Below are 23,815 nucleotides of genomic sequence, written 5' to 3'. Positions count from 1 at the left end.
GTAACGCCGGCCATGGACCACACCGCTGACGAACACTTCGCCCGGGAACACAGCGGCGAGGACCGGCTGGCCACGTTCTACAACCGGAGGGCGGTCCTCCATCCGGAGCATCAGCTGACTCCTCAGCGTGTGGAGCAGCGGGAACTGTTCATCGCCCGGCTGAAGGCCGAAGGCCGGCACGGCGTGCTGGAAATCGGCTCGGGCCCGGGGCTCGACGGGCTGAAGTTCGTCCAGGCCGGGATCCACTACACCGGCGTTGACCTGTCCGAAGAGCATGTGCGGATAGCAACCTCCAAGGGACTGAACGTCTCGGTTGCCAGCGCCCGGAACCTGCCCTTCGCCGACGGCGCCTTCCCGGCAATATGGAGCATGAGCACCCTGCTGCATATCCCCAACCGGGACATCGACGACGTCGTCCGCGAGCTCGTGCGCGTGGCCGCGCCAGAGGCGCCGATCGCCGTCGGACTCTGGTCCGGGGACGACGAAGAGGTGCTCAACCCCGAAGACGAGATAGAGCCGCCGCGCTTTTTTAGCCGCCGGAGCGATATGGCCCTGCGGCGGATTTTCGGCCGGCACGGCGACATCGAGGAATTTGTCACCTGGCCGGAGGGCGCGGGCGCCGAATCAGGCCCCGGCGCGGGGCACTGGACGCAGCATTACCAGTTCCTGGTCCTCCGCACTCCGAGGTCCCGTCCCAAAGAGGTCCCCTCCCAACTGACTCGCACTTAACGTCGCGAAATCGGTGAATGACGACGTTAAGTGCGAGTCAGTTGGGGAAGCCGGGAGGTCCTAGGTACCCCGACGGGCCCTGCCCATGTAGCCGCCCAGGAATCCCCCCGCGATCAACAGGAGTGCACCGACCCGTGCCAGCCGGATGCCGAGCCTGTGCCTGCCCCGGCGCCGAGCGGTCCAGGATCCGAGGAAGATCAGCACGGCCACGCCGTTCAGCCCGGCATGGACGATGCCAACCCGCTTCGTTGCCCGGCCGGCCAAAGCCCACTCGGCCCATCCGGTGAGCGCGGTAGGCGCCGCGGCCAGGACGCCAAGGCCCACCAGCCGGGTGGCTGCCCGCTGGGTCCCGGGATCCGCGAACAGGTCGAGGTACATGGCCATGAACCAGGCTCCGAAGGGCACATCGGTCAGGACGCCGTGCAGGGGTATTCCGGTTGCATCGCCGTGCAGGAAGCTGCGCATCCGCGGGTTTTCGACCAGGCGGCCGGCCCGCGGCTCAGCCACCGAGACGGCCGGGTCAAGGGCCTCGAGCTGCTCAATCCGCCGCATCAACCGGCGGAACCGGCCGGGCCCGCCCCCTCCGTCCTTCCGCAGGTGAAGTCCTTGCAGCTGAAGCCCGTGAGGGCCAAAACCCCGTAGTTTCATGGGCCCAATGCTAGTGAGTCACGTCAGCGGCGTCACTAGGCACAAAGTCCGCTTGCGGAGCCTGCTTCCAAAGGCTAACGGGAACAGTGTCCTAGGCTGGGCTCATGGCTCCTTTATATCCTTTTGCCGGCACCAGCCCGGACGTCCACCCGTCAGTCTTCGTTGCCCCCAGCGCGTCCGTGATCGGCAACGCCACCCTGGCCGAGGACTCCAGCGCGTTCTACGGCGTCTCCGTCCGTGCCGACACCGCGGCTATCACCGTGGGTGCCGGCAGCAACCTGCAGGACAACGTGGTGCTGCACGCCGACCCCGGATTCCCCTGCACCGTGGGTGCCCGGGTGAGCGTTGGGCACAGCGCCGTCGTGCACGGCTGCACTGTGGAGGACGACTGCCTCATCGGCATGAGCGCCACCATCCTCAACGGCGCAGTGATCGGCGCCGGCTCGCTCGTGGCGGCCGGCGCCGTCGTCCTCGAAGGAACTGTCATTCCGCCGCGTTCACTGGTGGCCGGTGTCCCGGCGAAAGTCCGGCGCGAGCTCACCGACGAAGAGTACGACGGCGTGCAGCGCAACGCCGCGCGCTACCGCGAACTCGCCCAGGCGCACCGGGAACTGCACGCCGGCTAGCAGCGCTCAATCGAGGCTGATCGGCCCCAGCGCGTCGAGCAGCTCGCCCGGACCCGGATTGGCGGCAGCGGAGTGACCGCCGAGGTGGTTCACCACGCCCCACACCGCGTTGAGGCCCGTGGTCACGGCGCCTTCAGCCCAGCCGGCGGTGAAGGAAACGTCGTCGCCGGCCAGGAAGATCCCGCGCTGGCCCTCCGGCAGCTTGTCCTGCTTGAAATGTGTGAACAGCCGCTGCTGGTAGCGGTAGTGCCCGGGCAGGTTCGCCTTGAAGGCGCCCATGAAGTTGGGGTCCGCCTCCCACGAGACCGTGATGGGCTGGCCAATGATGTGGCTGGCAATGTCCACGCCCGGGTAGATCTGCTCGAGCGAGTGCAGCATAAGCTCCACCCGCTGGTCGGCGTCGAGCGCCAACCACTTCAGGGCGTCGTCGTTCCAGGTGTAGGAGAGCAGGATGACGGCAGGCTTGTCCGGCCCGTCATCCAGCAGGTAGGTGGCGCGGTTCAACCGGTCCGTCAGGGTCATGGACAGGACGTCGCGTCCGGTGGCCGGGTCGGTATCCTTCCAGAACGGGCGGTCCACCATCACGAAGGTCTTGGAGGACTGCATGTAGTGCGACCGTTCGATCGCCGTCCACAGCTCCGCCGGGAACAGGGCCTCCTCGGTGTGGATCCGGGTGGACAGCAGCCAGGACTGGCACGTGGTGACCACCGCAGGATAGGACGCCTCCCGGCCCCAGCGTTCGCGGAGGCGCAGGTCTCCGTTGGCGTCCCGGCCGATCCGGTCGACGGCGCCGCGCGGGGAACCTGAGTGCAGCGACGCCAGTGACGTCCCTTCCGGCCAGTGGGCCATGCCCGACGGCGCGTGCTGCCACAGTGCCTCGGGGAGCCGCTGCGCTCCCCCGGCAATCAGGCGGTGCTGGTCGTCGGCGTCGGTATAAACGACGCGCAGGATTTCGAGGATGGAGTTGGGGAAGTCCGTGTCCCAGCCGCCCGTCCCGAAGCCCACCTGACCGAACGCCTCGCGGTGCGCGAAGCCCGCCTCCCTGAAGGACTCGCTGGCGGCGATGAAGCCGTAGAACGTCTGTTCGTCCATGAGGGGCAGGAGTTCGTTCCAGATCTCCTTGATCCTGGCAGTGTCCCGCGCCCGGATGGCGTCCTGCATCTCGCTGAACCTGGCACCGTCGTTCACGGCCGCCTTCCAGGCATCCGCCACTTCGCGGAAGAACGGCGGCAGGTCCGCCGGGGTGCTGGCGTAGTGCTTCTGCCCGGCCAGTTCAATCACGGTGCTGGAGGTGGAGGGCGCCAGCGGGTTGGGGAATTCCTGGGTCTGCAAGCCCAGCAGGTCCACGTAGTGGTAGAACGCCTTGCCGGACACCGGGAACCGCATGCCGCCGAGGTCCGCCACCACGCCCGGTGCCGACGGGAAGCTGGCGGTGCGCAGCCGGCCGCCGATCCGGTCCGCCTCGTAGATGACCGGGCGAAGGCCCAGCTTCATCAGTTCGTAAGCCGTAACCAGGCCGGAGAGTCCCGCCCCGACCACGGCCACTTCGGTCCCGTACAGCTCGGGCGGGACGGAGCCGAGGCCGTCCGGGTGCGCGAGGTAGTGGTCGTAACTGAACGGGAAGTCCGGGTTCAGCATGGTGATGGGGGCGTCGGCTGCCGGGCGCTGTGTCGAGGCGGCTTCGGGGCCGGGTGCGGCCGCGGGATTGTTTGCCGGCAGTTCGGTGGCGATGGTCATGAAAGGTCTGCCTTCGTCGGTTCGGTGGTGGACGGTGTTGAAGTTTCCCGCCCGCTGAGTTCACGGTATTCCCCGTGGCTGAGCGCCGCCACCCTGGAGTGGCGCCGGCCGTAGCCGAAGTAGGCCGCGAGTCCCACCAGCATCCAGATGCCGAAGACCACCCAGGTGTCGGCGCCGAGGTTGGCCATGAGGAACGCACACATAAGAGCGCCGAGGATCGGGGTCAGCGGGAACAGCGGCACCCTGAAGGTGCGCTTGAGCTCGGGCCGGTTGCGCCGCAGGTAGATGACGGCAACGTTGACCAGGGCAAAGGCGAACAGGGTGCCGATGCTGGTGGCGTCCGCCAGGGCCCCGAGCGGCACGAGCCCGGCGGTGACGGCGACGGCGACGCCGACGATCAGTGTGCCGGCAACGGGTGTGCCGGTGCGGGAAGAGACGCGGCCGAAGATCCTGGGGATCAGGCCGTCGCGGGACATGGAGAGCAGGATGCGGGTCTGGCCGTAGAGGACGGTAAGGACGATGCTGGCAATGGCCAGTACGGCGCCGACGGCGAAGACCAAGGCGACCCACGGTTGCCCGGTGGTCTCTTCAAGGATCTTGACGAGGGCGGCTTCGGTGCCGTCGAACCAGCCCCACGGGCGGGCGCCGATTGCGGCGACTGCCACGAGGACGTAGATCGTGGTGACGATCAGCATCGACAGCATGATGGCGCGCGGCAGGTCCCGCTTGGGGTTGCGGGCTTCCTCACCGGCGGTGGAGGCGGCGTCGAAACCGATGTAGGAAAAGAACACCGTGGAGGCGGCGGCCGAGACACCGGCTGCACCCATGGGCAGGAGCGGCTCGAAGTTGCCTGCGTTGAAGGCGGTGAAGGCCACGGCGCAGAAGAAGAGGAGGATGCCGACCTTGACCACAACGATCGCAGTGTTGATCCAGGCGCTTTCCCGGGCGCCGCGGACCAGCAGGATCGTGGCCAGGACCACGATGACCATGGCCGGGATGTTCATGATGCCGCCGTCACCGGGCGGCTGTGAGATGGAGTCCGGCAGGACTTGCCCGAAGACCGCAAGGGTCTCGTTCACGTACTGGCCTGCCCCCACGGCCACGGCGGCGACCGATACGGCGTACTCCAGGACGAGGCACCAGCCGCAGATCCAGGCCATGCCCTCGCCCATGGTGGCGTAGGTGTAGGAGTAGCTGGAGCCCGCCACGGGGACGAGTCCGGCCATTTCGGCGTAGGAGACGGCGGAGAGCAGGGCGGCCAGGCCGGCGATGGCGAACGAAATCCAGATGGCCGGACCTGCGAGGGGCACGGATTCGCCCAGGATGACCAGGATGCCTGTCCCCAGGGTGGCGCCGACGCTGATCATGGTCAGCTGCAGGACTCCGAAGCTGCGGACCAGCTTGGTGCCGCCGTGGCCGTTTTCGGCCTCGCTGACCATCTGGCCGATCGGCTTGCGGCGCAGCAATTGCGCGGCCAGGCCCGGACGGCGGGCAGCTTCCGGCTGCCGGCCGGTGAGTGTAGGCACAGTCATCATTGACGTCCGTTCGTGAGTAGTAGTCGGTTTCCCCCGCTCCAGCTTAGTTTTGTGAGCCACCTCTCACGGTTGTGCAAAATGACCTATAGTGTTCTGGCATGAGACTTAATGCACACATCGAAAGCCCGCAGAACGCGGCGCTCACCGGGCAGGTCAGCGTTGACCTCTCGGCCATTTCGGACAACGTCCGCACGCTCCGGGAGCGCTCAGCGGCACCGCATTTCATGGCCGTGGTGAAGGGCAACGCCTACGGCCACGGGCTTGTTGAGGTCGCCAGGACAGCGCTGGATGCCGGCGCGGACTGGCTGGGAACCGCACAGCTTCACGAGGCGATCGCCCTTCGCCGGGCGGGCATCACCGCACCGGTCCTGTCGTGGCTTTACCTCGCGGCCGCTTCCAGCGAGACGATCCGCGAGGCACTGGAGTACGACGTCGATGTGTCGCTGGGCAGCGTTGCCCAGCTCGACGTCGTGGCCGGCATCGCGCGCCGGCTGGGGCGTCCCGCCGTCGTCCATCTTGAGCTGGATACGGGCCTGAGCCGCGGCGGGGCGCGGGCGGAGGACTGGACCGAACTCGTGGCCGCAGCCCGCTCTGCGGAGCGTGACGGCACGCTCTCGGTAAGGGGCGTTTGGACGCACCTGGCGTGGGCCGATGTTCCCGCGCACCCCGCCAACCTGGCAGCAGTGGACGCCTTCGAAGAAGCCGTCCGCCAGGCCAGGGCAGCCGGGCTGGAACCGGCCCTCCGGCATGTCTCGAGCTCCGCCAACATCCTTGACCGGCCTGAATTCGCCTTCGACATGGTGCGGGCCGGCCTGGCATTCTACGGGCTGGCCCCGGCCGACCACCTGGCTCCGGCCGACTTCGGCCTCCGCCCTGCGCTGACCGTCACAGCCCCCGTCGTGCTGGTGAAGAAGGTGCCCGCGGGAACCGGGGTGAGCTACGAGCACCAGGCCATCACGCACGAGCCGCGGTACCTGGGGCTGATCCCTCTGGGCTATGCGGACGGCATACCCAAGGGCATTTCGGGCCGCAGCCTGATCCTTCTTGGCGGCCGCCGGGTCCCGGTGATCGGCAAGGTCTGCATGGACCAGTTCATGGTGGACCTGGGCCCGGATTCCAATGGCGTGGCCGTTGGTGACACAGCTGTGCTATTTGGCGATCCGCAGACCGGGGCGGCGAGCGCCGATGACTGGGGCGCGGCGATCGGCAGCCATGGCGATGAGATCATCAACCGGATCGCCCCGCGCCTGCCGCGTGCGTACGAGTGCCCCGACTACCAGGAGGCCGGTGATCCCGTTGGCTCCTGAGGCAGCGGCCGAGCGACTCGGTTTCGTCACGCTGGAGCAGTTCCTGCGGAAGTTGCCGCCGGAGCTGAAGATACTCCACGACGGCGGCAACGGCGCCGGGCTGCTCCGCTGGGTGGAACCGAGCGAACTGGAGGACCCGACGCCGTACCTGCTAGACGGCGAGTTCATCCTCACCGCCGGGCTGCCGTTCCTCGGCGACGGCGGCACGGGCGCGAAGGTGGACTCCTACGTCAAGCGGCTGGTCGGCGCCGGCGTGGGCGCGTTGGGGTTCGGGCTGGAACCGTACTTCGATGCCGTGCCTAATGCTGTGATTGACGCGTGCCGGCATCACAACCTGACGCTGGTGGAAGTGCCCAGGACTGTTCCGTTTGCCGCGATCGGGCTGGAATTCTCCCAGCTGCTGGAGTCGGACAACGCCCGGGTTTTCAGGCAACTGGCGGACACCAACCGGCAGCTGATGCGTGCAGTCCTGTCGGCCAGGCCGGAACACGAGCTCCTTGCGGCGCTGGTGCAGCGGGTTCCGGTCTGGGCACTGCTCGTAGGTGCTGACGGCCGGGTCCGCGCCCGCGCCGCCGCGGGCGCGGGCGCGGGCGCGGTCGGAAGCAGCGGAACAGGACGCACCGGCGCATCACGGAACCCGCCCGCCGCCGTCGAACTTTCCGCCCTGCAGCCGATCCTCAAACGGCTGCTGGCCGGCAGCGGCCCCCGGGTGGAGATGGATTCCCTCGACGAGCCCGGTTCCGCGCTGGTGTTCGGCCACCCGCTCCGCAGCACACGGGACGCCAACCTCGGCGCGCTGATCCTGGGGTCCGGCAGTCCCCTTACGCCGGCGCAGAACAGCGTGGTGTCCTCCGTCGTCGGACTCCTGGAACTGCTGGTGCGGCAGCGGACCAGCGGTTCACTCGCGCCGAGCCAGCTGGCGACGGCGCTGCTGCTGCATCCTGACAGCGTTGCGTCCGGCGGGACGAGGCATGTCAACGGGCTCAAGGACCTCCTGGCGCAAAGCATTTCGTCCACACGCTCGGCACCGCTGCGGGTAGTCCAGGGAGTCAAGGCGGACGCTGACTGGCCGGCTGGCGATAGCCCCGTCCGGGAGCTGCTGCAGTGGCGCCGGATGTTCGACACCAAACTGGTGGAGGTCACTGACTACGGCTTCGCTGCCATCACACGCCTCAAGGTGGACGACGCGCTGCTCGCCGAGACGGAGAAGCTGGGCTGGCGGCTGGTGATCGGGGATGCCACGGAGTTCCAGGGGCTGGCGTCCGCCTACCAGCGGGTCACTTCGCTGCGCGCGCGGGTGCAGAGCACCGGGACGAGCGCGCGGGTGGACGAGGTGACGTGGTCCGTCGCCGGGCTGCTCGGCCGCGAGGCCGGGACCATGCTGGCGGCCCGGCTCCTGGAGCCGGTGCTCAGCCAGGAAGATCCCGAGCGGCGGTCCGCCCAGCTGGCGGTGCTCCGGACATGGCTGGGCGAGAACGGGAGCTGGGACGCCACGGCCAAAGCCCTGGGCCTCCACCGCAACAGTGTCCGCCGGCAGATCAACGCCCTGGCCGAGCTGCTGGACACCGACCTCAATCAGGCCCAGGTGCGCGCGGAGCTCTGGTTCGCCCTTCAGTACGTGGACGAATCTCCGGCTGGGGCTGTGTCCCCTGCCGCCCCTGACCCGCGTCCCTCCGCAGAGCCGCGCCCCGCCCCTGACCCGCGCGCTTCCCAGTCCCCGTAGAGGTCCGGCCGGCGCTCCCGGAGGTACGGCACTTCCTCCCGGGCTTCGCGGGCCGCCGCTGCGGAGACCTCGGCGAACAGCAGTTCCGGCGCCGTCCCGGCCCCGGCCAGCAGCGAGCCGTCGGGACCGGCGATGACGCTGCCGCCCAGGAATTCGCAGCCGTCCTCGGTGCCCGAATGATTGGCGTAGGCCACGGTCAGCTGGCTCTCCAGGGCCCGTGCGCGCAGCAGGACCTGCGGAACGGAATCGAACCCCTGCGACAAAGCCGTGGGAACCAGGAGCAGCTCGGCGCCACGGACTGCGGCAGCACGCACGGCCTCCGGGAATTCGACGTCGTAGCAGATCACCATGGACGTCCTGATCCCATGGAAGTCCACGACGGCGGGAGGCTCGGCTGCAGGGCTGAACGCCTTGCGTTCCTCCGCACCGAACAGGTGCACCTTGGCATAGGTCAGCAGCTCTGCACCTTCGTGGTCCACCAGGGTTGAGGTGATCTGCCACCGGCCATCTGCGGTCACGGCCGGCAGGCTGTACACCAGGGCGATGCCGTTCCGCCGGGCGATGTCAGACAGAGTCCGGCGGATGGACGGCAGCCCGGCGGGGTCCAGTTCCGCCTTGATCCTAAGTGGCGCATAACCCACGGGGAACAGTTCCGGGGTGAGCAGCACCTGGGCCCCGGCTGCTGCGGCCCTCCGGGCGGCATCGTCCACTGCGCCGCAGTTGGCTTCCACATCGAGCACGGCGGAGTTCGCCTGCATCAGCGCCAGCAGCACCATTACCACCTCTAGAAGTCTCCGGGATGCCCGCGTGAACCCGCGGACTCTCTGTATTTACCAGCGTAGCCACCAGTGCCGGTGGCGCCCCAGGTGCATTTCCACCCGGAATCCCCAACCTGGGTGCGTAACGTCCGCAGGCGCAGATCCGGCATCGTGATTACCCCTTGCGTTAACTTCTTGACTACAACGGTGCAGATGGTGCACGCTTCTTTGCATGCCCTCAACACCGCGCTCAACGAGGAGCCGAACCAAGAATCCTGGTTCACAGTCCGCATTGAGGCACCTGAACCAGCAACGGATCATCGAGTGCCTTCTGAACGGTCCGTCAACCCAGGCTGAACTCGCACGGCAGACCGGCCTGTCCACGGCCACGGTCTCCAACATCGTCAAGATCATGCAGGACGCCGGACTGGCGTCCACCGAACCCATCACCAGCTCCGGCCGGCGCGCACTGAACGTCCGGCTCAACAGCAACGGCGCCGTCGCCGTGGGAATCGACTTCGGCCGCCGCCACCTCCGGGTGGTGCTGGCCACGCTGAGCTACCACATCATCGCCGAAGAGTCGGTGCTGCTGCCCCTCGGCCACCACTCCGACGAAGGCATCCGCGCCGCCGTCGACCTGCTGGCCAAGCTGCTGGACGAAAGCGGCGTGGAACGCAGCGCCGTCGTGGGTGCCGGCGTCGGAATTCCGGGTCCCATCGACCGCCGCACGGGCACCGTCGCGCAAGGTGCGATCCTCCCCGAGTGGGTGGGAATCAACATCCTCCAGCACCTCGAGGACACGCTGAATTTCCCCGTCTTTGTTGACAACGACGCCAATCTGGGCGCGCTCTCCGAAGTCACCTGGGGACCCCACAGTGGCATCAGTAACCTGATGTTCATGAAGATCGGCTCGGGCATCGGCGCGGGCCTGATCCTGAACGGCGCCCCGTACTACGGCAACGTGGGCATCACCGGCGAAATCGGCCACGCCACCATCCATGAGCACGGCCTCATCTGCCGCTGCGGAAACAGGGGATGCCTTGAAACCATTGCCTCCACAACCACCATGATCGAGCTCCTGGGCCGCGGCGAGGAGAAGCCGCTCAGCGCCGAGGACATCGTCCGCAAGGCGCTGGAGCGGGACTCCGCCACCCTGCGGGTAGTGGACGACGCAGGCCTGGCCGTGGGCCGGGCCCTGGGCAACGTAGCCAACCTCATCAACCCTGAAGTCATTGTGGTGGGCGGTCCGCTGGCCGGGCTGGGAGACCTGCTCCTGGACCCCATCCGACGGGGGCTGGTCCGCCATGCGGTGCCCGTGATCGGTGAGACCACCAAGCTGACCATGTCCTCGCTGGGTGACCGGGCGGAGGCGCTCGGGGCGGCCGCACTCGTCTTCCAGCATGCGGGAATTCGCCGCTCCTGACCTTTTCGTTATCTGGCTGTTGCGTTAAAGACTTGACGACAAGGGCTGTGATCCAGTTTACTTTTTCATCAGACGGCCCTGCGGTTTGCGGGGCGGACAACGAAGTCATGCATTGGAGGCGTAAGGGCATATGACGTCCCAGACCACGCAAAGTGATCCGATCCTTCTCGAGATGCGGTCCATCACCAAGGAATTCCCCGGCGTTAAAGCTTTGTCCGAGGTAAGCCTGCGGGTGAAGGCCGGCGAGATCCACGCAATCTGTGGTGAGAACGGCGCCGGCAAGTCCACCCTCATGAAAGTCCTGTCCGGCGTATATCCGTACGGCAGCTACGACGGCGACATCGTCTACCAAAACGAGGTCCAGCAGTTCAAGGACATCCGTGCCAGCGAGCATGCCGGCATCGTGATCATCCACCAGGAGCTCGCGCTTATCCCCGAGCTGTCCATCATGGAGAACATCTTCCTGGGCAACGAACCCACCAAGCGAGGCGTGATCGACTGGGCCGAGGCCCGGACGCGTTCCACTGAGCTGCTGGCCAGGGTCGGACTTCGCGAAGATCCCGACACCGCCATCAAGGAAATCGGCGTCGGCAAGCAGCAGCTCGTAGAAATCGCCAAGGCATTGAGCAAGTCGGTGAAGCTGCTGATTCTGGACGAGCCCACAGCAGCCCTCAACGAATCCGATTCCCAGCACCTGCTGGACCTCATGCTCGGGCTCAAGGGCCGCGGGATCACGTCCATCATCATTTCCCACAAGCTCAACGAGATCGAACAGATCGCCGACTCCATCACCATCATCCGGGACGGCAAGTCCATCGAGACCCTCGATGTGAAGGCCGACGGCGTCGACGAGGACCGCATCATCAAAGGCATGGTGGGCCGGACCCTGGAATCACGGTTCCCGGACCACGAACCAAAGATCGGCGAGGTTTTCTTCGAGGTCAAGGACTGGAACGTGGGCCACCCGCAGATCCAGGACCGGATGGTCTGCAAGAACTCCAACTTCTTCGTCCGCCGCGGCGAGATCGTCGGTTTCGCCGGGCTGATGGGCGCCGGCCGCACCGAGCTGGCACGCTCCGTGTTCGGCCGCTCGTACGGGCGGTTCATCTCGGGCCAGATCTACAAGGACGGCAAGGAGATCACGCTCCGCACCGTCCGCCAGGCGATCGACAGCGGACTGGGCTACGTCACGGAGGACCGCAAGTCCCTGGGACTGAACCTGCTGGACGACATCAAGACCACCACGGTTGCGGCCAACCTCAAGAAGATCAGCAAGCACAACGTGGTGGACCCCAACAAGGAGTTCACCGTTGCGGAGCAGTACCGGAAATCGCTGCGGACCAAGACGCCCTCGGTGGAAGAAGGCGTAGCCAAGCTCTCGGGCGGCAACCAGCAGAAAGTGGTGCTCGCGAAATGGATGTTCACCGACCCGGACCTGCTGATTCTTGACGAACCCACCCGCGGCATCGACGTCGGCGCCAAGTACGAGATCTACGGCATCATCCAGCAGCTGGCCAACCAGGGCAAGGGAGTGATCGTGATTTCCTCCGAGCTGCCCGAGCTGCTGGGCCTCTCCGACCGCATCTACACCATCTTCGAAGGCGCCATCACAGGTGTCCTGGACAAGGACGATGCCAGCCAGGAAAGCCTGATGAAGCTCATGACATCCGCCCGCAAGACCGCGGCCTGACCCTGTGGATACCTCCAGAACCTTCCAGACACAAGGACCGAAACAATGAACGCGCTCAAGAAGCTCTTTGGCGGCAACACCCGCCAATTCGGCATGATCTTCGCCCTGGTTGCACTGATCGTCTTTTTCCAGATTTTCACTGAGGGCCGCACGCTTACCCCGGGCAACGTCATCAACCTCTTCAACGGCAACTCCTACATCCTGATCCTGGCCATCGGCATGGTCCTGGTGATCATTGCCGGCCACATCGACCTGTCCGTCGGCTCCGTCGCGGCCTTCGTCGGCGTCACCGTGGCCCTGGCGATCCGTGACTGGGGCATCCCCTGGTACGTGGGTGTCCTGCTGGGCCTGGCCCTTGGGGCGCTGATCGGGGCCTGGCAAGGGTTCTGGACTGCCTACGTGGGCATCCCTGCCTTCATCGTGACCCTAGCCGGCATGCTGCTCTTCCGCGGGTTCAACCAGTTCGTCGGCAAGTCCAACACCATCCCGGTCCCCAATGACTTCCAGTACCTCGGATCCGGCTACCTCCCCGAGGTGGGACCCAGCACCGGGTACAACAACCTCACCCTGCTCCTGGGCCTGCTGGCCGTGGCCTTCGTGATCTTCAGCGAAGTCCGTTCCCGTCGCCGGGCCATCGCGCTGGGTGCCGAAGTCCCCGAAGCCTGGGTGATGATCCTCAAGCTGGTCCTGATCTGCGGCGCCATCCTGTACGCCACGTACCTGTTCGCCACCGGCCGCCCGGGCACGTCGTTCCCCATCCCGGGCCTGATCCTGGCCGTCCTGGTCATCATCTACGGCTTCATCTCCTCCAAGACCATCGTCGGCCGCCACATCTACGCTGTCGGCGGCAACCGGCACGCCGCCGAGCTCTCAGGCGTCCAGTCCAAGAAGGTCAACTTCCTGGTGATGATGAACATGTCGATCCTGGCCGGCCTGGCCGGCATGATCTTCGTTGGCCGCTCCACCGCCTCCGGCCCGTTCGACGGCGTCGGCTGGGAACTGGACGCCATCGCGGCTGTGTTCATCGGCGGCGCCGCCGTGACCGGTGGCGTGGGCACCGTGATCGGCTCGATCGTTGGTGGCCTGGTCATGGCTGTACTGAACAACGGCCTGCAGCTCCTGGGCGTTGGGGCCGACCTCACGCAGATCATCAAGGGCCTGGTCCTGCTGATCGCCGTTGCCTTCGACGTCTACAACAAGACGCAGGGCAAGAAGTCGATCATCGGCATGATGATGAAGAACTTCGGGGGCAAGAGCTCGGAACTGCAGCCGGACGAGACCACAGCCACGAAGGACGTCATCCGCAAGGAAGCCTGAGCGCTTCCCCACGATTCTCCGCACACCATCTATAGAAAGTGAACCAAGCAATGCAAATGATTGGTAAAGCAGGAAAGGCAGCAGCAATCGCTGCTATTGCGGCACTGGCGCTGACAGCCTGCGGCCGCTCCGAAACCGGCACCACGGGTGGTGGCACGGGCGGCGAGGCATTCCCCCAGAACTCCTCGATCGGCGTCGCGCTCCCCCAGAAGACCAGTGAAAACTGGGTGCTGGCCGAGAAGCTGTTCAACGACGGCCTGAACGGAGCCGGCTTCAAGGCCGACGTGCAGTTCGCCAACGGCGGCGTCTCCGAGCAGCAGAACCAGATCAGCGCCATGGTCACCAAGGGTGCAAAGGTCATCATCGTGGGTGCCATCGACGGCGCCCAGCTGGGTACCCAGCTCAAGCAGGCCAAGGACTCCGGCGCCACCATCATCGCCTACGACCGCCTGCTCCTTAACACCGAGAACGTGGATTACTACGTGGCCTACGACAACTTCAAGGTGGGTGAACTCCAGGGCCAGGCGCTGCTGGACGGCATGAAGGCCAAGAAGCCTTCCGGCCCGTACAACATCGAACTGTTCGCCGGTTCTCCGGATGACGCCAACGCGAAGGTCTTCTTCGACGGCGCCATGAGCATCCTCCAGCCGAAGATCGACGACGGGACGCTGAAGGTAGTGTCCGGCCAGACTTCGTTCGGGCAGGCCGTTACCCAGGGCTGGAAGGCGGAGAACGCCCAGCGTCGGGCCGACACCCTGCTGACCGGCAGCTACGGCACCGCTTCCCTGGACGGCGTCCTGTCCCCGAACGACACCCTGGCGCGTGCAGTCCTGACGTCCGTCAAGGCTGCTGGCAAGCCGCTTCCGGTCATCACCGGCCAGGACTCCGAGGTTGAGTCCGTCAAGTCGATCATGGCCGGCGAGCAGTACTCCACCATCAACAAGGACACCCGCAAGCTCGTTGAGCACGCGATCACCATGGTCAAGGACATCCAGGCCGGCAAGACGCCTGAGATCAACGATGACAAGTCCTACAACAACACGGTCAAGACCGTTCCGGCCTACCTGCTCGAGCCGGTCATCGTGACCAAGGAGAACGTCAAGACGGCCTACGTCGACGATCCGGTCCTCGGCCCGATCACCAAGTAGTCGATCACTGCATAGGCCGCGTTTCGGCGCCTGCAAGCCAAGGGCCCCGGCCCACCCGACAGGGTGGGACCGGGGCCCTTCGCATTCTCCCCGGACCGCACCGCCGGACCTTCACAGCGCAAACATAGCTTCGGCCCGTCCTCCGCACAGCCGCGCCCGCCACTGTGGGATCAGCAAGCCGGTCATCCCGTCCGGCACGAGATCCTAGGAGTACCGTGAGCGTCCTCGCCCGAAGTGTAGGCAATGCCTTCAGAAACAAGGTCCGAACCGGGGCCGTGGTGGCGGTGTTGGCCGTGGCGATCAGCCTGGCCCTGTCCATGCTGGTAGCCAACCAGGCGGTGGCCGCCAAAGTCACCGAACTGAACGCATCGGTGGGTACCGTACTGACCGTCAACCCGGCCGGCGGCCAGGGCTTCGAGGGCGGCGGCGAGCCGCTCACGGCAGAGCAGGCCGCAACCGCTGCCGCAGTACCCAACGTAAGCTCCGTCGTCGGCACCAAGGCGCTGCGTCTGCGCAATGCCACCGAAGCCGCCGCACAGTCCGCCGCCGGAACCCAAGGAGCCGGAACCCAGGCAGCCGGTCCCGGTGGCGGCCAGGGCGGACCGGGCGGGCAGACCACCACCACGCTGACCACCAGCCTCACCGCCGCCGTCGACGCCGGAACGCTCGGCGGCCGCAACCAGGCCGCTGAAGGAACCACCGGCAGCACCGCTGCCACCCAGCCCGTCCGCAGCCTCCCGATCACGGCGACGGGCATCGGCGCTGAGGTGGACAGCACCGGCAAGGCCCTCGAGATCACGGAAGGCACCGGCCTGGGCGACTACACCGCAGAATCCACCAACGCGCTCCTGGGCACCACCCTCGCCGAAAAGAACGGGCTGAAGGTGGGCTCCACATTCACCATCAACGACAAGACCTACACCGTGGCCGGCCTGTTCGACGCTGGCACCACGTTCGGCAACAACGCCCTGTACATCACGCTTTCCTCCGCCCAGACGCTGGCCGAACTGCCCGGTGAGCTGTCCACCATGATCGTCACCGTCGACACCCTGGAAAACGTCGATTCCACCAAGACCGCCCTGCAGTCCGCGCTCGGCACCGACAAGGCTGACGTCACTCAGGGCCAGAACCTCGAGACGGCCGTCAGCTCGCTGGACAGCGTCAAGAACATCTCGTTCATCGCGTTCGTTGCGGCGCTGGGCACGGCCGGCCTGATCATTCTCCTGATCATGGTGATGCTGGTCCGCGAGCGCCGCCGTGAAATCGGAGTGCTCAAGGCGATCGGCGCCCCCAACCGCACCATCGGATTCCAGTTCGTCCTTGAGGCGCTGGTCCTGGTGGCGCTCGGCAGCGTGGTGGGTGCCGCCGTCGCTTCCTTCGCCAGCGGTGGCATCGCCTCCGCGCTGATCAGCTCCAACAGCAGTACGACGGCGGCGACCACCGGGCGCGGCATGCCCGGCGGGGCGGCCGGTTTCCCCGGCGGCGCTGGTCTTCCCTCTGGGGGGCCGTTCGGCGGAGCGTCCCAGCTGCTGACCACCGTCACCGCGAGCGCCTCGCCCGGTGTGATCGCCGCCGGCATCGCAGCAGTGTTCGGCGTCGCCATCATCGGAGCACTTGTCCCCGCACTTCTTACCGCCCGCATCCGCCCCATCGAAGTCCTCCGAGGAGAGTAGCCATGATCGAAGTCAAGAACCTCGTCCGCACCTTCAAGTCCGGCGACCGCACCATCAAACCCGTCAACGACGTCAGCTTCGAACTCGAACAGGGCACGCTCGCCTCCATCGTGGGCAAGAGCGGCAGCGGCAAGAGCACCCTGCTGTCCCTGCTGGGAGCGCTGGACAAGCCCACCAGCGGAGACGTCGTCGTCAACGGCGTCAGCCTGGCCAGCATGCCGGACGGCAAGCTGACCGAATACCGGCGCCGCGACATCGGCTTCGTGTTCCAGCAGTTCAACCTGATCCCCAACCTGTCGGCGGTGGACAACGTGATGCTGCCGATGGAGTTCGCCGGGATCCGGAAGGCCGCGCGGCTTGCACGGGCCAAGGAACTGCTGGAGCAAGTGCAGCTGGATCCGGAGAAGCACGTGCGCCGCATCAACCGCCTGTCCGGCGGGGAGCAGCAGCGTGTGGCGATTGCCCGGGCACTGGCCAACGAGCCCAAGCTCATCCTCGCTGACGAGCCCACGGGCAACCTGGATGAGCAGACCGGCGAGCACATCATCGAGCTCCTCAGTTCGCTGAGCCACGACCACAACACCACCATCCTGGTGGTTACGCACGACCGCTCGCTCGCCAACAAGACGGACCGCCGGTTCCGGCTGCAGCAGGGGCGCCTTGTCGAAGAGCCGGCTCGTGCCAGTGTCGGAGCGGCCGCCTCTTCGTAAGCGGCGGCTGAGGGAGGGTCGAAGGAACCCTCTCTCAGCTCCTGCTGCCTTTGAACCGACGCTCTCTCACTTCTTGCATGAAATATTCGGACGCTCTCTCAGTACCTGCGCGTATTTCCTGAACGCTCTCCCAGCTGAGTGAGAGGATGGCACAATGAGTGCCCCCATCGCGCAGCCGTGGCTGTTCAGCCAGTCCGACCAGGATCCCCGTTCCGCCACAGGACGCACGCTGCGGTGGGGAGTAGTAGCAACAGGCGGCATTGCCCAGTTAGTGGTGCAGGACCTCGCCCATCTCGCCGATGCGGAACTCTACGCGGTCAGCTCCAGGACCCAGGCTACGGCTGATGCGTTCGCGGCCAAGTACGGTTTTGCCAAATCGTACGGTGACGACTCCATCGGCACAGGCTACCAGCGGCTGTTGGCGGACAGCTCCGTGGACGTTGTCTATGTGGCCACTCCACACGCCCAGCACTACGAAGTTGCACTGGCGGCACTCAAAGCAGGCAAGCACGTGCTGTGCGAAAAGGCCCTGACCATCAACGCGCGGGAAGCTGCCGAGCTCGTGGCCCTTGCCCGTTCCAGGAAGCTCTTCCTGATGGAAGCCATGTGGAGCCGGTTCCTGCCCAGCATGCAGCGTGCGTTCGATATCGCCGCGTCCGGGGAACTCGGAGCTGTCCAGTGGGTCACCGCGGATCTCGGCTTCCCGGCGGTCTACTCCCCCACCGCACGTATCTGGGCCCTTAAGGACGGCGGCGGCGCACTGCTTGACCTGACCGTTTACCCGCTGTTGTGGGCGCTGGGAACGTTGGGCCTGCCCCAGTCCGTTAGTGCCACCGGCACCGTGAACGACGACGGCGTGGATGCCCAGAACGCGTTGACACTCGGATACCACCATGGAGCCCAGGCCCAGCTGACGTCGTCGCTCACTGCCTACGGTCCGCGAACTGCCACCGTCGCTGGAAACCTGGGGTATTTGCAGTCCATCGGCTCAATCAATAACCCCAGGGAGCTGCTTGTAAGAATCGGCATGGATGACCCGAGGGTCGAACGCTTCGACGTGGTGGGCCGTGGCTACAGCTACGAGCTCCGCGAGGTCACCCGATGCGTCCAGCAGGGACTCACGGAGAGCCCGGTCATGCCGCTTGAGGATTCGCTGAATGTCATGAGGCTGTTCGACGGCGTGCGCGCCCAGCTCGGCGTGAGCTACCCGAATGATGCACACTGACCGGATTGATCTCCGCCGGAAAATACTCAATTCGCCGGACTATAAGCCGGAAAGGTCTGGACTCCTGCTCTTGGTCGTGCCTAGGCTGTAGGCAATCGTCGATTTTTCGAGGAGCATCGGGGTGTGTTGCGGATGGAATCAGCACGTTTTCCATGGCGCACGCTCCGTCCGCTGCTTCTTGCAGGCGCGGCAGCAACGGCATGGCTGACGCTTTCAGCACCTGCCGCCAACGCCGATTCGACATCAGATCCAGGTTCACTCTTGGGCGGCATCAGCTCGTCCCTTTCATCGGTGGCCGGCACTGCCGCTACCCCCGTCAACGACACCCTGGCCTCCGTGGTGCACGCTGTCCGTCCCGAGGCGGTGCAGGCACCTAGCGTCGCCGCACCTGCTGTTGCGGCACCTCCGACCCGGCCAGTGGTCCCCGAACCAGCGGGTCTGCTTCAGCCTCTCACCGGGGCGGCAACCGGCACCGTGGACTACCTCATCGAAGCTGTTCCGGTGGTGAACCAAATTGTGCCCAGCGGCACCGTCGGCACGGTCACAGCACCGGCGGTCGCGGCCGCCGACACAATTGCGACTGAAGCCGCCCACACCGTTTTGCCCGCCGCGAGCGAGGCCCTGCCCGTTCTAGAGCCCGTTCTTGAACCGGTAGGCGAGCTGCTTCCGGGCACGCATACGCTCTCACCTCCCATTCCGGGCAGTGAAGCCCTGGCCCCCAGCCTTGCGGCTGTTACGGATTCTTCCGCTTTCGACGGCGGTACCGGAGCCGGGCCGGCCCCGGGAGCGCGGTTTGGCGCTGACCTCCTTAGTTCCGGGCCGTCGGTAACGTCCGAGCACGCGGTGTCGTTGCCGGTCGCCAACCTTGGCTCGGCGCGGTCTTCCACCTCGCCTGCTGGGAACTTCGAATCCCCCGGTAACGCTGGCGGCGCTCCGGTCCCTCATGAGCCTCCGGCTGTTCCCGGCTCCGGTTCGGGGACCAGCCAGTCGTCAGGCGCCGGCCCCGGCGGCTCCGCCTGGCTATCAACTTTCCACCTGAACGTTCCCCTGACTGGTGTATTCCCCGTCAGCGGCCCCCTGCAAAGTTCCCCCGCACCGGTGTCTTTCGACCCCGGTTCATCTCCTGACTAGTTGGGCCCTTCTGCGCCTGTGCGCGGAAAACGGCCATTCGGGCTGCCTTGGGCGCCCAACAACAACTTTCAGGAGAAATCACAATGCACGCAAATATCAGCAGAGGGCTGCTCAGCACCCTCTTTGCCGGAGGGCTATTAGCCCTCGGCACAACCGCTGCCAGCGCAGCGGATACAACGAGCGGGACGGATGGTCTCACATCCGGCACTACCGCCACGGTCTCAGCGGCTGTTGCCGCAAACTCGTCGTTGGGCCTACTGGGTGACTCAACGCCGGAAAACACCACCGCCGATCTTGGCGCAGTTGTCGACATCAATCTCGGCAACGGCAGCGCGGGTACGGCAGGATCGGATACGACCGCTGCCGATGTCGCTGCCGTCGTGGACGTCAACCTCGGCAATGGCAGCGTGGGTACGGCAGGAGCGGATACGACCACCGCCGACGTAGCCGCCGTCGTGGACGTCAACCTCGCCAACGGCAGCGTGGGTACGGCAGGATCGGATACGACCACTGCCGACGTCGCTGCCGTCGTAGACGTCAACCTCGGCAACGGTGGTGGCGGAACGACAGGACCTGACACAACCACCGCCGACGTAGCCGCCGTCGTAGACCTGGGACTCGGAACCAACAACGGCACCGGCGGAACGACAGGAACCGACAACACCACCGCCGACGTCGCCGCAGTCGTAGACCTCGGACTCGGAACCAACAACGGCACCGCCGGAACCGACAACACCACCGCCGACGTAGCCGCCGTCGTAGACCTCGGACTCGGAACCAACAACGGCACCGCCGGAACCGACAACACCACCGCCGACGTAGCCGCCGTCGTAGACCTCGGACTCGGCATCAACAACGGCACCGCCGGAACCGACAACACCACGGCTGACCTCGGCGCAATCGTCGACCTCAACCTCGGCAACGGTGGAACGACAGGAACCGACAACACCACTACCGCTGACCTCGCCGCCGTCGTAGACCTCGGAGTCGGCACCAACAACGGCACCGCCGGAACCGACAACACCACCGCTGACGTCGCCGCCGTCGTAGACGTCAACCTCGGCAACGGGAGCGGCGCCACGGGTACCGACAACACCACTGCCGACGTCGCAGCAGTCGTAGACCTCGGACTCGGCACCGGCACCAACAACGGCACTGAGACCGCTGTAGATCTGGGTGTCGACCTCGGTTTTGGCGGATCAACCGATACGGGCACCGACACCTCGGGCGACCTTGGCATTGACCTGGGGATCGACCTCGGTGTTGACCTGGGGATCGGCGGACCGGCGACCGGCGGTCCTTCAACCGGGGGAACCGTCCCCGGCGGCACGGTCCCTGGTGTGACCGTCCCGGGTACAACCAACCCGGGTGCTCCCGCTACGGGCGTCGAGCCGGGCGGCATCGTCCCAGGCATCAACAACCCCGGCGGCGCGGCTACCGGAACCGGCATGCATGCCACGGCTGCAACGCCGACCGGTACGAACGCCAACACCTCAGCAGCGGCTATCGCCAACACCTCCGCAGCGGCTCTCGCCAACACCTCGGCCGGGGCTGATGCAAAGATGCTCGCCAACACGGGGGCCAACGTTGAACTGTTGACGGCGGCCCTGCTTCTCCTCGCGGCAGGCATGACCATCATGCTGGTGCTGTACCGGCGGAAGAAGGCCTAGTCCGGCAACGGACAGGATGGCGGTCCCTATTCGCGTCCTGTCCGTCCAGGCTTTAGGAATATCCACAGGAACGGCCCGGGAAGCCCCTCAAGGCCTCCCGGGCCAGGCCGCTGCCCGCGGTGATTCCGGTACACAGGCATCCCTTCAATTGGACTACCAAGCACCCTTATGAAAACTCATGCCCCTCCCCGTATCATTCTTGGAGTGCGCTCCGACGGAACGCTGAAAAGGATGGGGACATCGTGGAGAGTTCGCCCAGTGATACGGCGGAGGTCCTAGGCGGCCGCTATCGTCTCGGCGAGGTCATCGGACGCGGCGGCATGGCGTCGGTCTACACGGCCAGGGACGAGAACCTCGGCCGGGATGTTGCACTGAAGCTATTTGCCCCGCAATCCACCGACGCCGACGAGCTCAAGCGCCAAGAGGCGGAGATCGAACTCCTCGCCACGCTGAACCACCCGAGCCTTGTGACGCTGTTCGATGCGGGCATCGATTCCCGTGTGCCTGAAGAGCCGCGCCCGTTCCTCACCATGGAGCTCGTTGAGGGACAGGACCTGCGGACCCGGATCCGGCACAGCCCCGTGCCTCTGGATGAACTGGCGGTGATCGGAGCCGGCGTGGCCGATGCCCTGGCCTATATCCATAACCTGGGCATCATCCATCGTGACATCAAGCCGGCCAATATCCTGCTGGTACAGGTAAGGCCGGGCGAACCCCTGCGTCCCAAACTGACGGATTTCGGGATCGCCAGGATCATCGACGGCACGCGGCTGACCGCAACCGGGACCATGGTGGGGACTGCCGCCTACCTGAGCCCGGAACAGGCGCGCGGCACCGACCTTGGTCCCGCCAGCGACATCTATTCCCTTGGCCTCGTATTGCTCGAATGCATTAAGGGCGCGGTGGAGTATCCCGGAGGTGCCATTGAGTCCGCCGTGGCGCGCCTGCACCGTTCCCCGGAAATCCCCGGCAATGTTCCCGCCGAGTGGTCCCGGCTCATCACCTCGATGACAGCACTGAACCCTCTGGATCGTCCGACGGCCGCTGATCTTGAGGCCGCCCTTCGGCAGGCTTTGGTCTCTCCGGACTCCGCGCCCGGCACCACGGCTGAGGAGCCCACCCGGGTACTTCCCGCACCCCCGTCGCGTCCGCCCCTTGCTGTCCCCGAAAACATCAGGACTAGGGATTGGGAGACAGGCCCGCGCACAACGGCTCCGGTGAATTCCACGGGGCCTAGCCCGGCACGCACCAGCATGGGCCTGCGCATTCGCTCGTTGGGCACACGGGGCAGGCTGGCGGCCACGCTGGCAGTGTTGGCCGCGTTGGCAGTCGCCGCTGTGGTCTTCCTGTCCGTCCAGACACCCGAAGCACCGTCTCCTGTTCGATACCCGACGGTCACCGGCACCTTGGGAGAGCACCTCGACCAACTACAGAAAAGCGTGGAACCGTGAGTTCACCGTCGACGCCCCGCACCGACCGGTCATCAGTCAGCCGCTGGCGAACTGTTCTGGCGGCGGGTCTGATTTCCGTCACCCTGGCCGGCTGCAGCGCCGCAGCCCCCGACCTCCAAAACGATGCCGCCCAACAACTGCAGGCCAAGGTGCTGAATGTTTCCGAGGCCGCTGCCGGCAATGATCCTGTCGCAGCCCTGAAGTCCTTGGACGAGCTTGTCGCGCAGCTTGACGCCTCGGCGGCCGACGGGGGCGTTTCCTTCAAGCGCCACCAGAGCATCACGAAGGCAATCGAAGCAGTCCGCGCCGACTTGGTAGCGGCGCAGGCTCAAGCCGAAGCTGCAGCGGCGGCAGAAGCGGCCGCCGCAGAAACCGCTGCAGCAGAAGCGGCGGCCGCAGCTGCCGCGGCCTCCCAAGCTGCTGAGCCGCCGTCACAGGTCCAGATTCCTGCGCCCGCCCAGGGAGGCTCCGGGCCGGGCAAGGGCGAAAAAGGCAAAGACAAGGACGACTGAGCCGGCGCAGCTTGACCACAACGGACCAGAGGAACGTTCATCAGCAAACTTACTATTTGGCCTGAATATCGCTAGGTTGGTTAAACGGGCCCACGAAGCCCGCAACGAGATCAGAACCGCGGGCCAGCGGCCCGCCAGCTGAAGGAGTGATGTACGCATGGCAACTGTCCAGGAATCCATTAATGTGAACGTCCCGCTGAGCCAGGCCTACAACCAGTGGACCCAGTTCGAGGACTTTCCGCACTTCATGAGCGGTGTGGACTCGGTCCGGCAACTCGACGACACCACCGTTCACTTCAAAACCAGCATCGCAGGCGTCAAGCGGGAATATGACGCCCGGATCACCGTTCAACAGCCTGACCAGCGCATCACGTGGGAAAGCCTGGACGAGCCGCGCAATGCGGGGACCGTATGGTTCGAAGCACTCAACCCGACCGAAACCAGGGTGAGCGTTGAACTCGCGTGGGAGCCGGATTCCGCGGTGGAGAAGGTCGGAGCCGCCGTCGGGCTTGATTCGCACCAGGTGGCCTCGGACCTCAAGCGTTTCAAGAAGTTCATTGAGGAACGCGAAGTGGAGACCGGCGCCTGGCGCGAACGCGTCAGCGACAGCGAGGTCAGCGGCGGCACGGCCGCCGGTAGCGGCGTTCCGCTTGCAGCCACCACCGCGGTTCCCCTCGAGGAGGAAGTCGGCTACGACGCGGAGCCCACGGAGCGGCCCGTGAATACGGACCCAGACATGGCAACCGAACCGCCGTTCGGCAAGCACGTTCAGCGCTGACGAAAAACGTCCTGCCTCCCGAGA

20 protein-coding genes are annotated in these 23,815 nt (G+C 65.9%); 16 read left to right on the top strand and 4 right to left on the bottom strand.

Annotation, left to right across the window (positions count from 1 at the left end; genetic code table 11):
• The first annotated feature begins 12 nt into the window (after positions 1-12).
• Positions 13-729, top strand: coding sequence for a class I SAM-dependent methyltransferase (locus J2S97_RS19520; protein WP_307051595.1), 717 nt, complete (start codon positions 13-15; stop codon positions 727-729).
• Positions 730-789: 60 nt separating this feature from the next.
• Here the strand turns inward: J2S97_RS19520 and J2S97_RS19515 are convergent, their stop codons facing one another.
• On the bottom strand, positions 790-1,281 hold the full coding sequence (locus J2S97_RS19515) for a DUF2231 domain-containing protein (RefSeq protein ID WP_307051594.1): 492 nt from the start codon (positions 1,279-1,281) through the stop codon (positions 790-792).
• 200 nt (positions 1,282-1,481) lie between these two features.
• Here J2S97_RS19515 and J2S97_RS19510 point away from each other — a divergent pair, with 200 nt between their 5' ends.
• Positions 1,482-2,003 carry a gamma carbonic anhydrase family protein gene (locus J2S97_RS19510; protein WP_307051593.1) on the top strand — a complete coding sequence of 174 codons (522 nt, stop codon included), beginning with the start codon at positions 1,482-1,484 and terminating at the stop codon, positions 2,001-2,003.
• A gap of 6 nt (positions 2,004-2,009) precedes the next feature.
• On the opposite strand, the gene J2S97_RS19505 is transcribed toward J2S97_RS19510, so the two are convergent.
• Entirely contained in the window at positions 2,010-3,740 is a 1,731-nt protein-coding gene (locus J2S97_RS19505; RefSeq protein ID WP_307051592.1) for a flavin monoamine oxidase family protein, read from the bottom strand.
• A complete protein-coding gene (locus tag J2S97_RS19500; RefSeq protein ID WP_307051591.1) occupies positions 3,737-5,272 on the bottom strand; it encodes an amino acid permease in 1,536 nt (511 codons plus the stop codon). Before J2S97_RS19500 ends, J2S97_RS19505 begins: the two co-directional genes overlap by 4 nt.
• A gap of 101 nt (positions 5,273-5,373) precedes the next feature.
• Here J2S97_RS19500 and alr point away from each other — a divergent pair, with 101 nt between their 5' ends.
• Positions 5,374-6,582 carry an alanine racemase gene (gene alr, locus J2S97_RS19495; protein ID WP_307051590.1) on the top strand — a complete coding sequence of 403 codons (1,209 nt, stop codon included), beginning with the start codon at positions 5,374-5,376 and terminating at the stop codon, positions 6,580-6,582.
• Entirely contained in the window at positions 6,572-8,305 is a 1,734-nt protein-coding gene (locus J2S97_RS19490; protein WP_307051648.1) for a PucR family transcriptional regulator, read from the top strand. The genes alr and J2S97_RS19490 overlap by 11 nt, the downstream gene beginning before the upstream one ends.
• On the opposite strand, the gene J2S97_RS19485 is transcribed toward J2S97_RS19490, so the two are convergent.
• Positions 8,194-9,081, bottom strand: a complete 888-nt coding sequence (locus J2S97_RS19485) for a nitrilase-related carbon-nitrogen hydrolase (RefSeq protein WP_307051647.1) — start codon at positions 9,079-9,081, stop codon at positions 8,194-8,196. The two genes, J2S97_RS19490 and J2S97_RS19485, sit on opposite strands and share 112 nt — an antisense overlap.
• Positions 9,082-9,295: 214 nt before the next feature.
• Between J2S97_RS19485 and J2S97_RS19480 the strand changes: the two genes are divergently transcribed.
• The 12 genes from J2S97_RS19480 (at position 9,296) to J2S97_RS19425 (ending at position 23,791) form a co-directional block, all read left to right on the top strand.
• On the top strand, positions 9,296-10,486 hold the full coding sequence (locus J2S97_RS19480) for an ROK family transcriptional regulator (protein WP_307051589.1): 1,191 nt from the start codon (positions 9,296-9,298) through the stop codon (positions 10,484-10,486).
• A 130-nt stretch (positions 10,487-10,616) separates the two neighbouring features.
• Complete coding sequence (gene mmsA, locus J2S97_RS19475) at positions 10,617-12,176, top strand: multiple monosaccharide ABC transporter ATP-binding protein (RefSeq protein ID WP_307051588.1); 1,560 nt, start codon at positions 10,617-10,619, stop codon at positions 12,174-12,176.
• Positions 12,177-12,221: 45 nt separating this feature from the next.
• Positions 12,222-13,493: a multiple monosaccharide ABC transporter permease gene (gene mmsB / locus J2S97_RS19470; protein WP_307051587.1), complete on the top strand. Its 1,272-nt coding sequence runs from the start codon at positions 12,222-12,224 to the stop codon at positions 13,491-13,493.
• Positions 13,494-13,543: 50 nt separating this feature from the next.
• On the top strand, positions 13,544-14,641 hold the full coding sequence (locus J2S97_RS19465; protein WP_307051586.1) for a substrate-binding domain-containing protein: 1,098 nt from the start codon (positions 13,544-13,546) through the stop codon (positions 14,639-14,641).
• Positions 14,642-14,856: 215 nt separating this feature from the next.
• Positions 14,857-16,314, top strand: a complete 1,458-nt coding sequence (locus J2S97_RS19460) for an ABC transporter permease (RefSeq protein WP_307051585.1) — start codon at positions 14,857-14,859, stop codon at positions 16,312-16,314.
• A 2-nt stretch (positions 16,315-16,316) separates the two neighbouring features.
• Positions 16,317-17,024, top strand: coding sequence for an ABC transporter ATP-binding protein (locus tag J2S97_RS19455; protein WP_307051584.1), 708 nt, complete (start codon positions 16,317-16,319; stop codon positions 17,022-17,024).
• A 154-nt stretch (positions 17,025-17,178) separates the two neighbouring features.
• Entirely contained in the window at positions 17,179-18,249 is a 1,071-nt protein-coding gene (locus tag J2S97_RS19450) for a Gfo/Idh/MocA family protein (protein ID WP_307051583.1), read from the top strand.
• Between the two features lie 132 nt (positions 18,250-18,381).
• On the top strand, positions 18,382-19,380 hold the full coding sequence (locus tag J2S97_RS19445) for a hypothetical protein (RefSeq protein ID WP_307051582.1): 999 nt from the start codon (positions 18,382-18,384) through the stop codon (positions 19,378-19,380).
• An 83-nt stretch (positions 19,381-19,463) separates the two neighbouring features.
• Entirely contained in the window at positions 19,464-21,050 is a 1,587-nt protein-coding gene (locus J2S97_RS19440; protein ID WP_307051581.1) for a beta strand repeat-containing protein, read from the top strand.
• Between the two features lie 239 nt (positions 21,051-21,289).
• Positions 21,290-22,501, top strand: a complete 1,212-nt coding sequence (locus J2S97_RS19435) for a serine/threonine-protein kinase (protein WP_373460601.1) — start codon at positions 21,290-21,292, stop codon at positions 22,499-22,501.
• Entirely contained in the window at positions 22,498-23,013 is a 516-nt protein-coding gene (locus J2S97_RS19430) for a mucin-associated surface protein (protein WP_307051579.1), read from the top strand. The genes J2S97_RS19435 and J2S97_RS19430 overlap by 4 nt, the downstream gene beginning before the upstream one ends.
• A gap of 157 nt (positions 23,014-23,170) precedes the next feature.
• Positions 23,171-23,791, top strand: coding sequence for an SRPBCC family protein (locus J2S97_RS19425; protein ID WP_307051578.1), 621 nt, complete (start codon positions 23,171-23,173; stop codon positions 23,789-23,791).
• Positions 23,792-23,815: the final 24 nt, after the last annotated feature.

Origin of the sequence: Arthrobacter oryzae (assembly GCF_030812315.1) — a bacterium.
In the GTDB taxonomy this organism is placed as follows: domain Bacteria; phylum Actinomycetota; class Actinomycetes; order Actinomycetales; family Micrococcaceae; genus Arthrobacter; species Arthrobacter oryzae_B.
The sequence above is the reverse complement of the archived record's forward strand: the minus strand, read 5'-3'. Positions and strand labels throughout refer to the sequence as shown.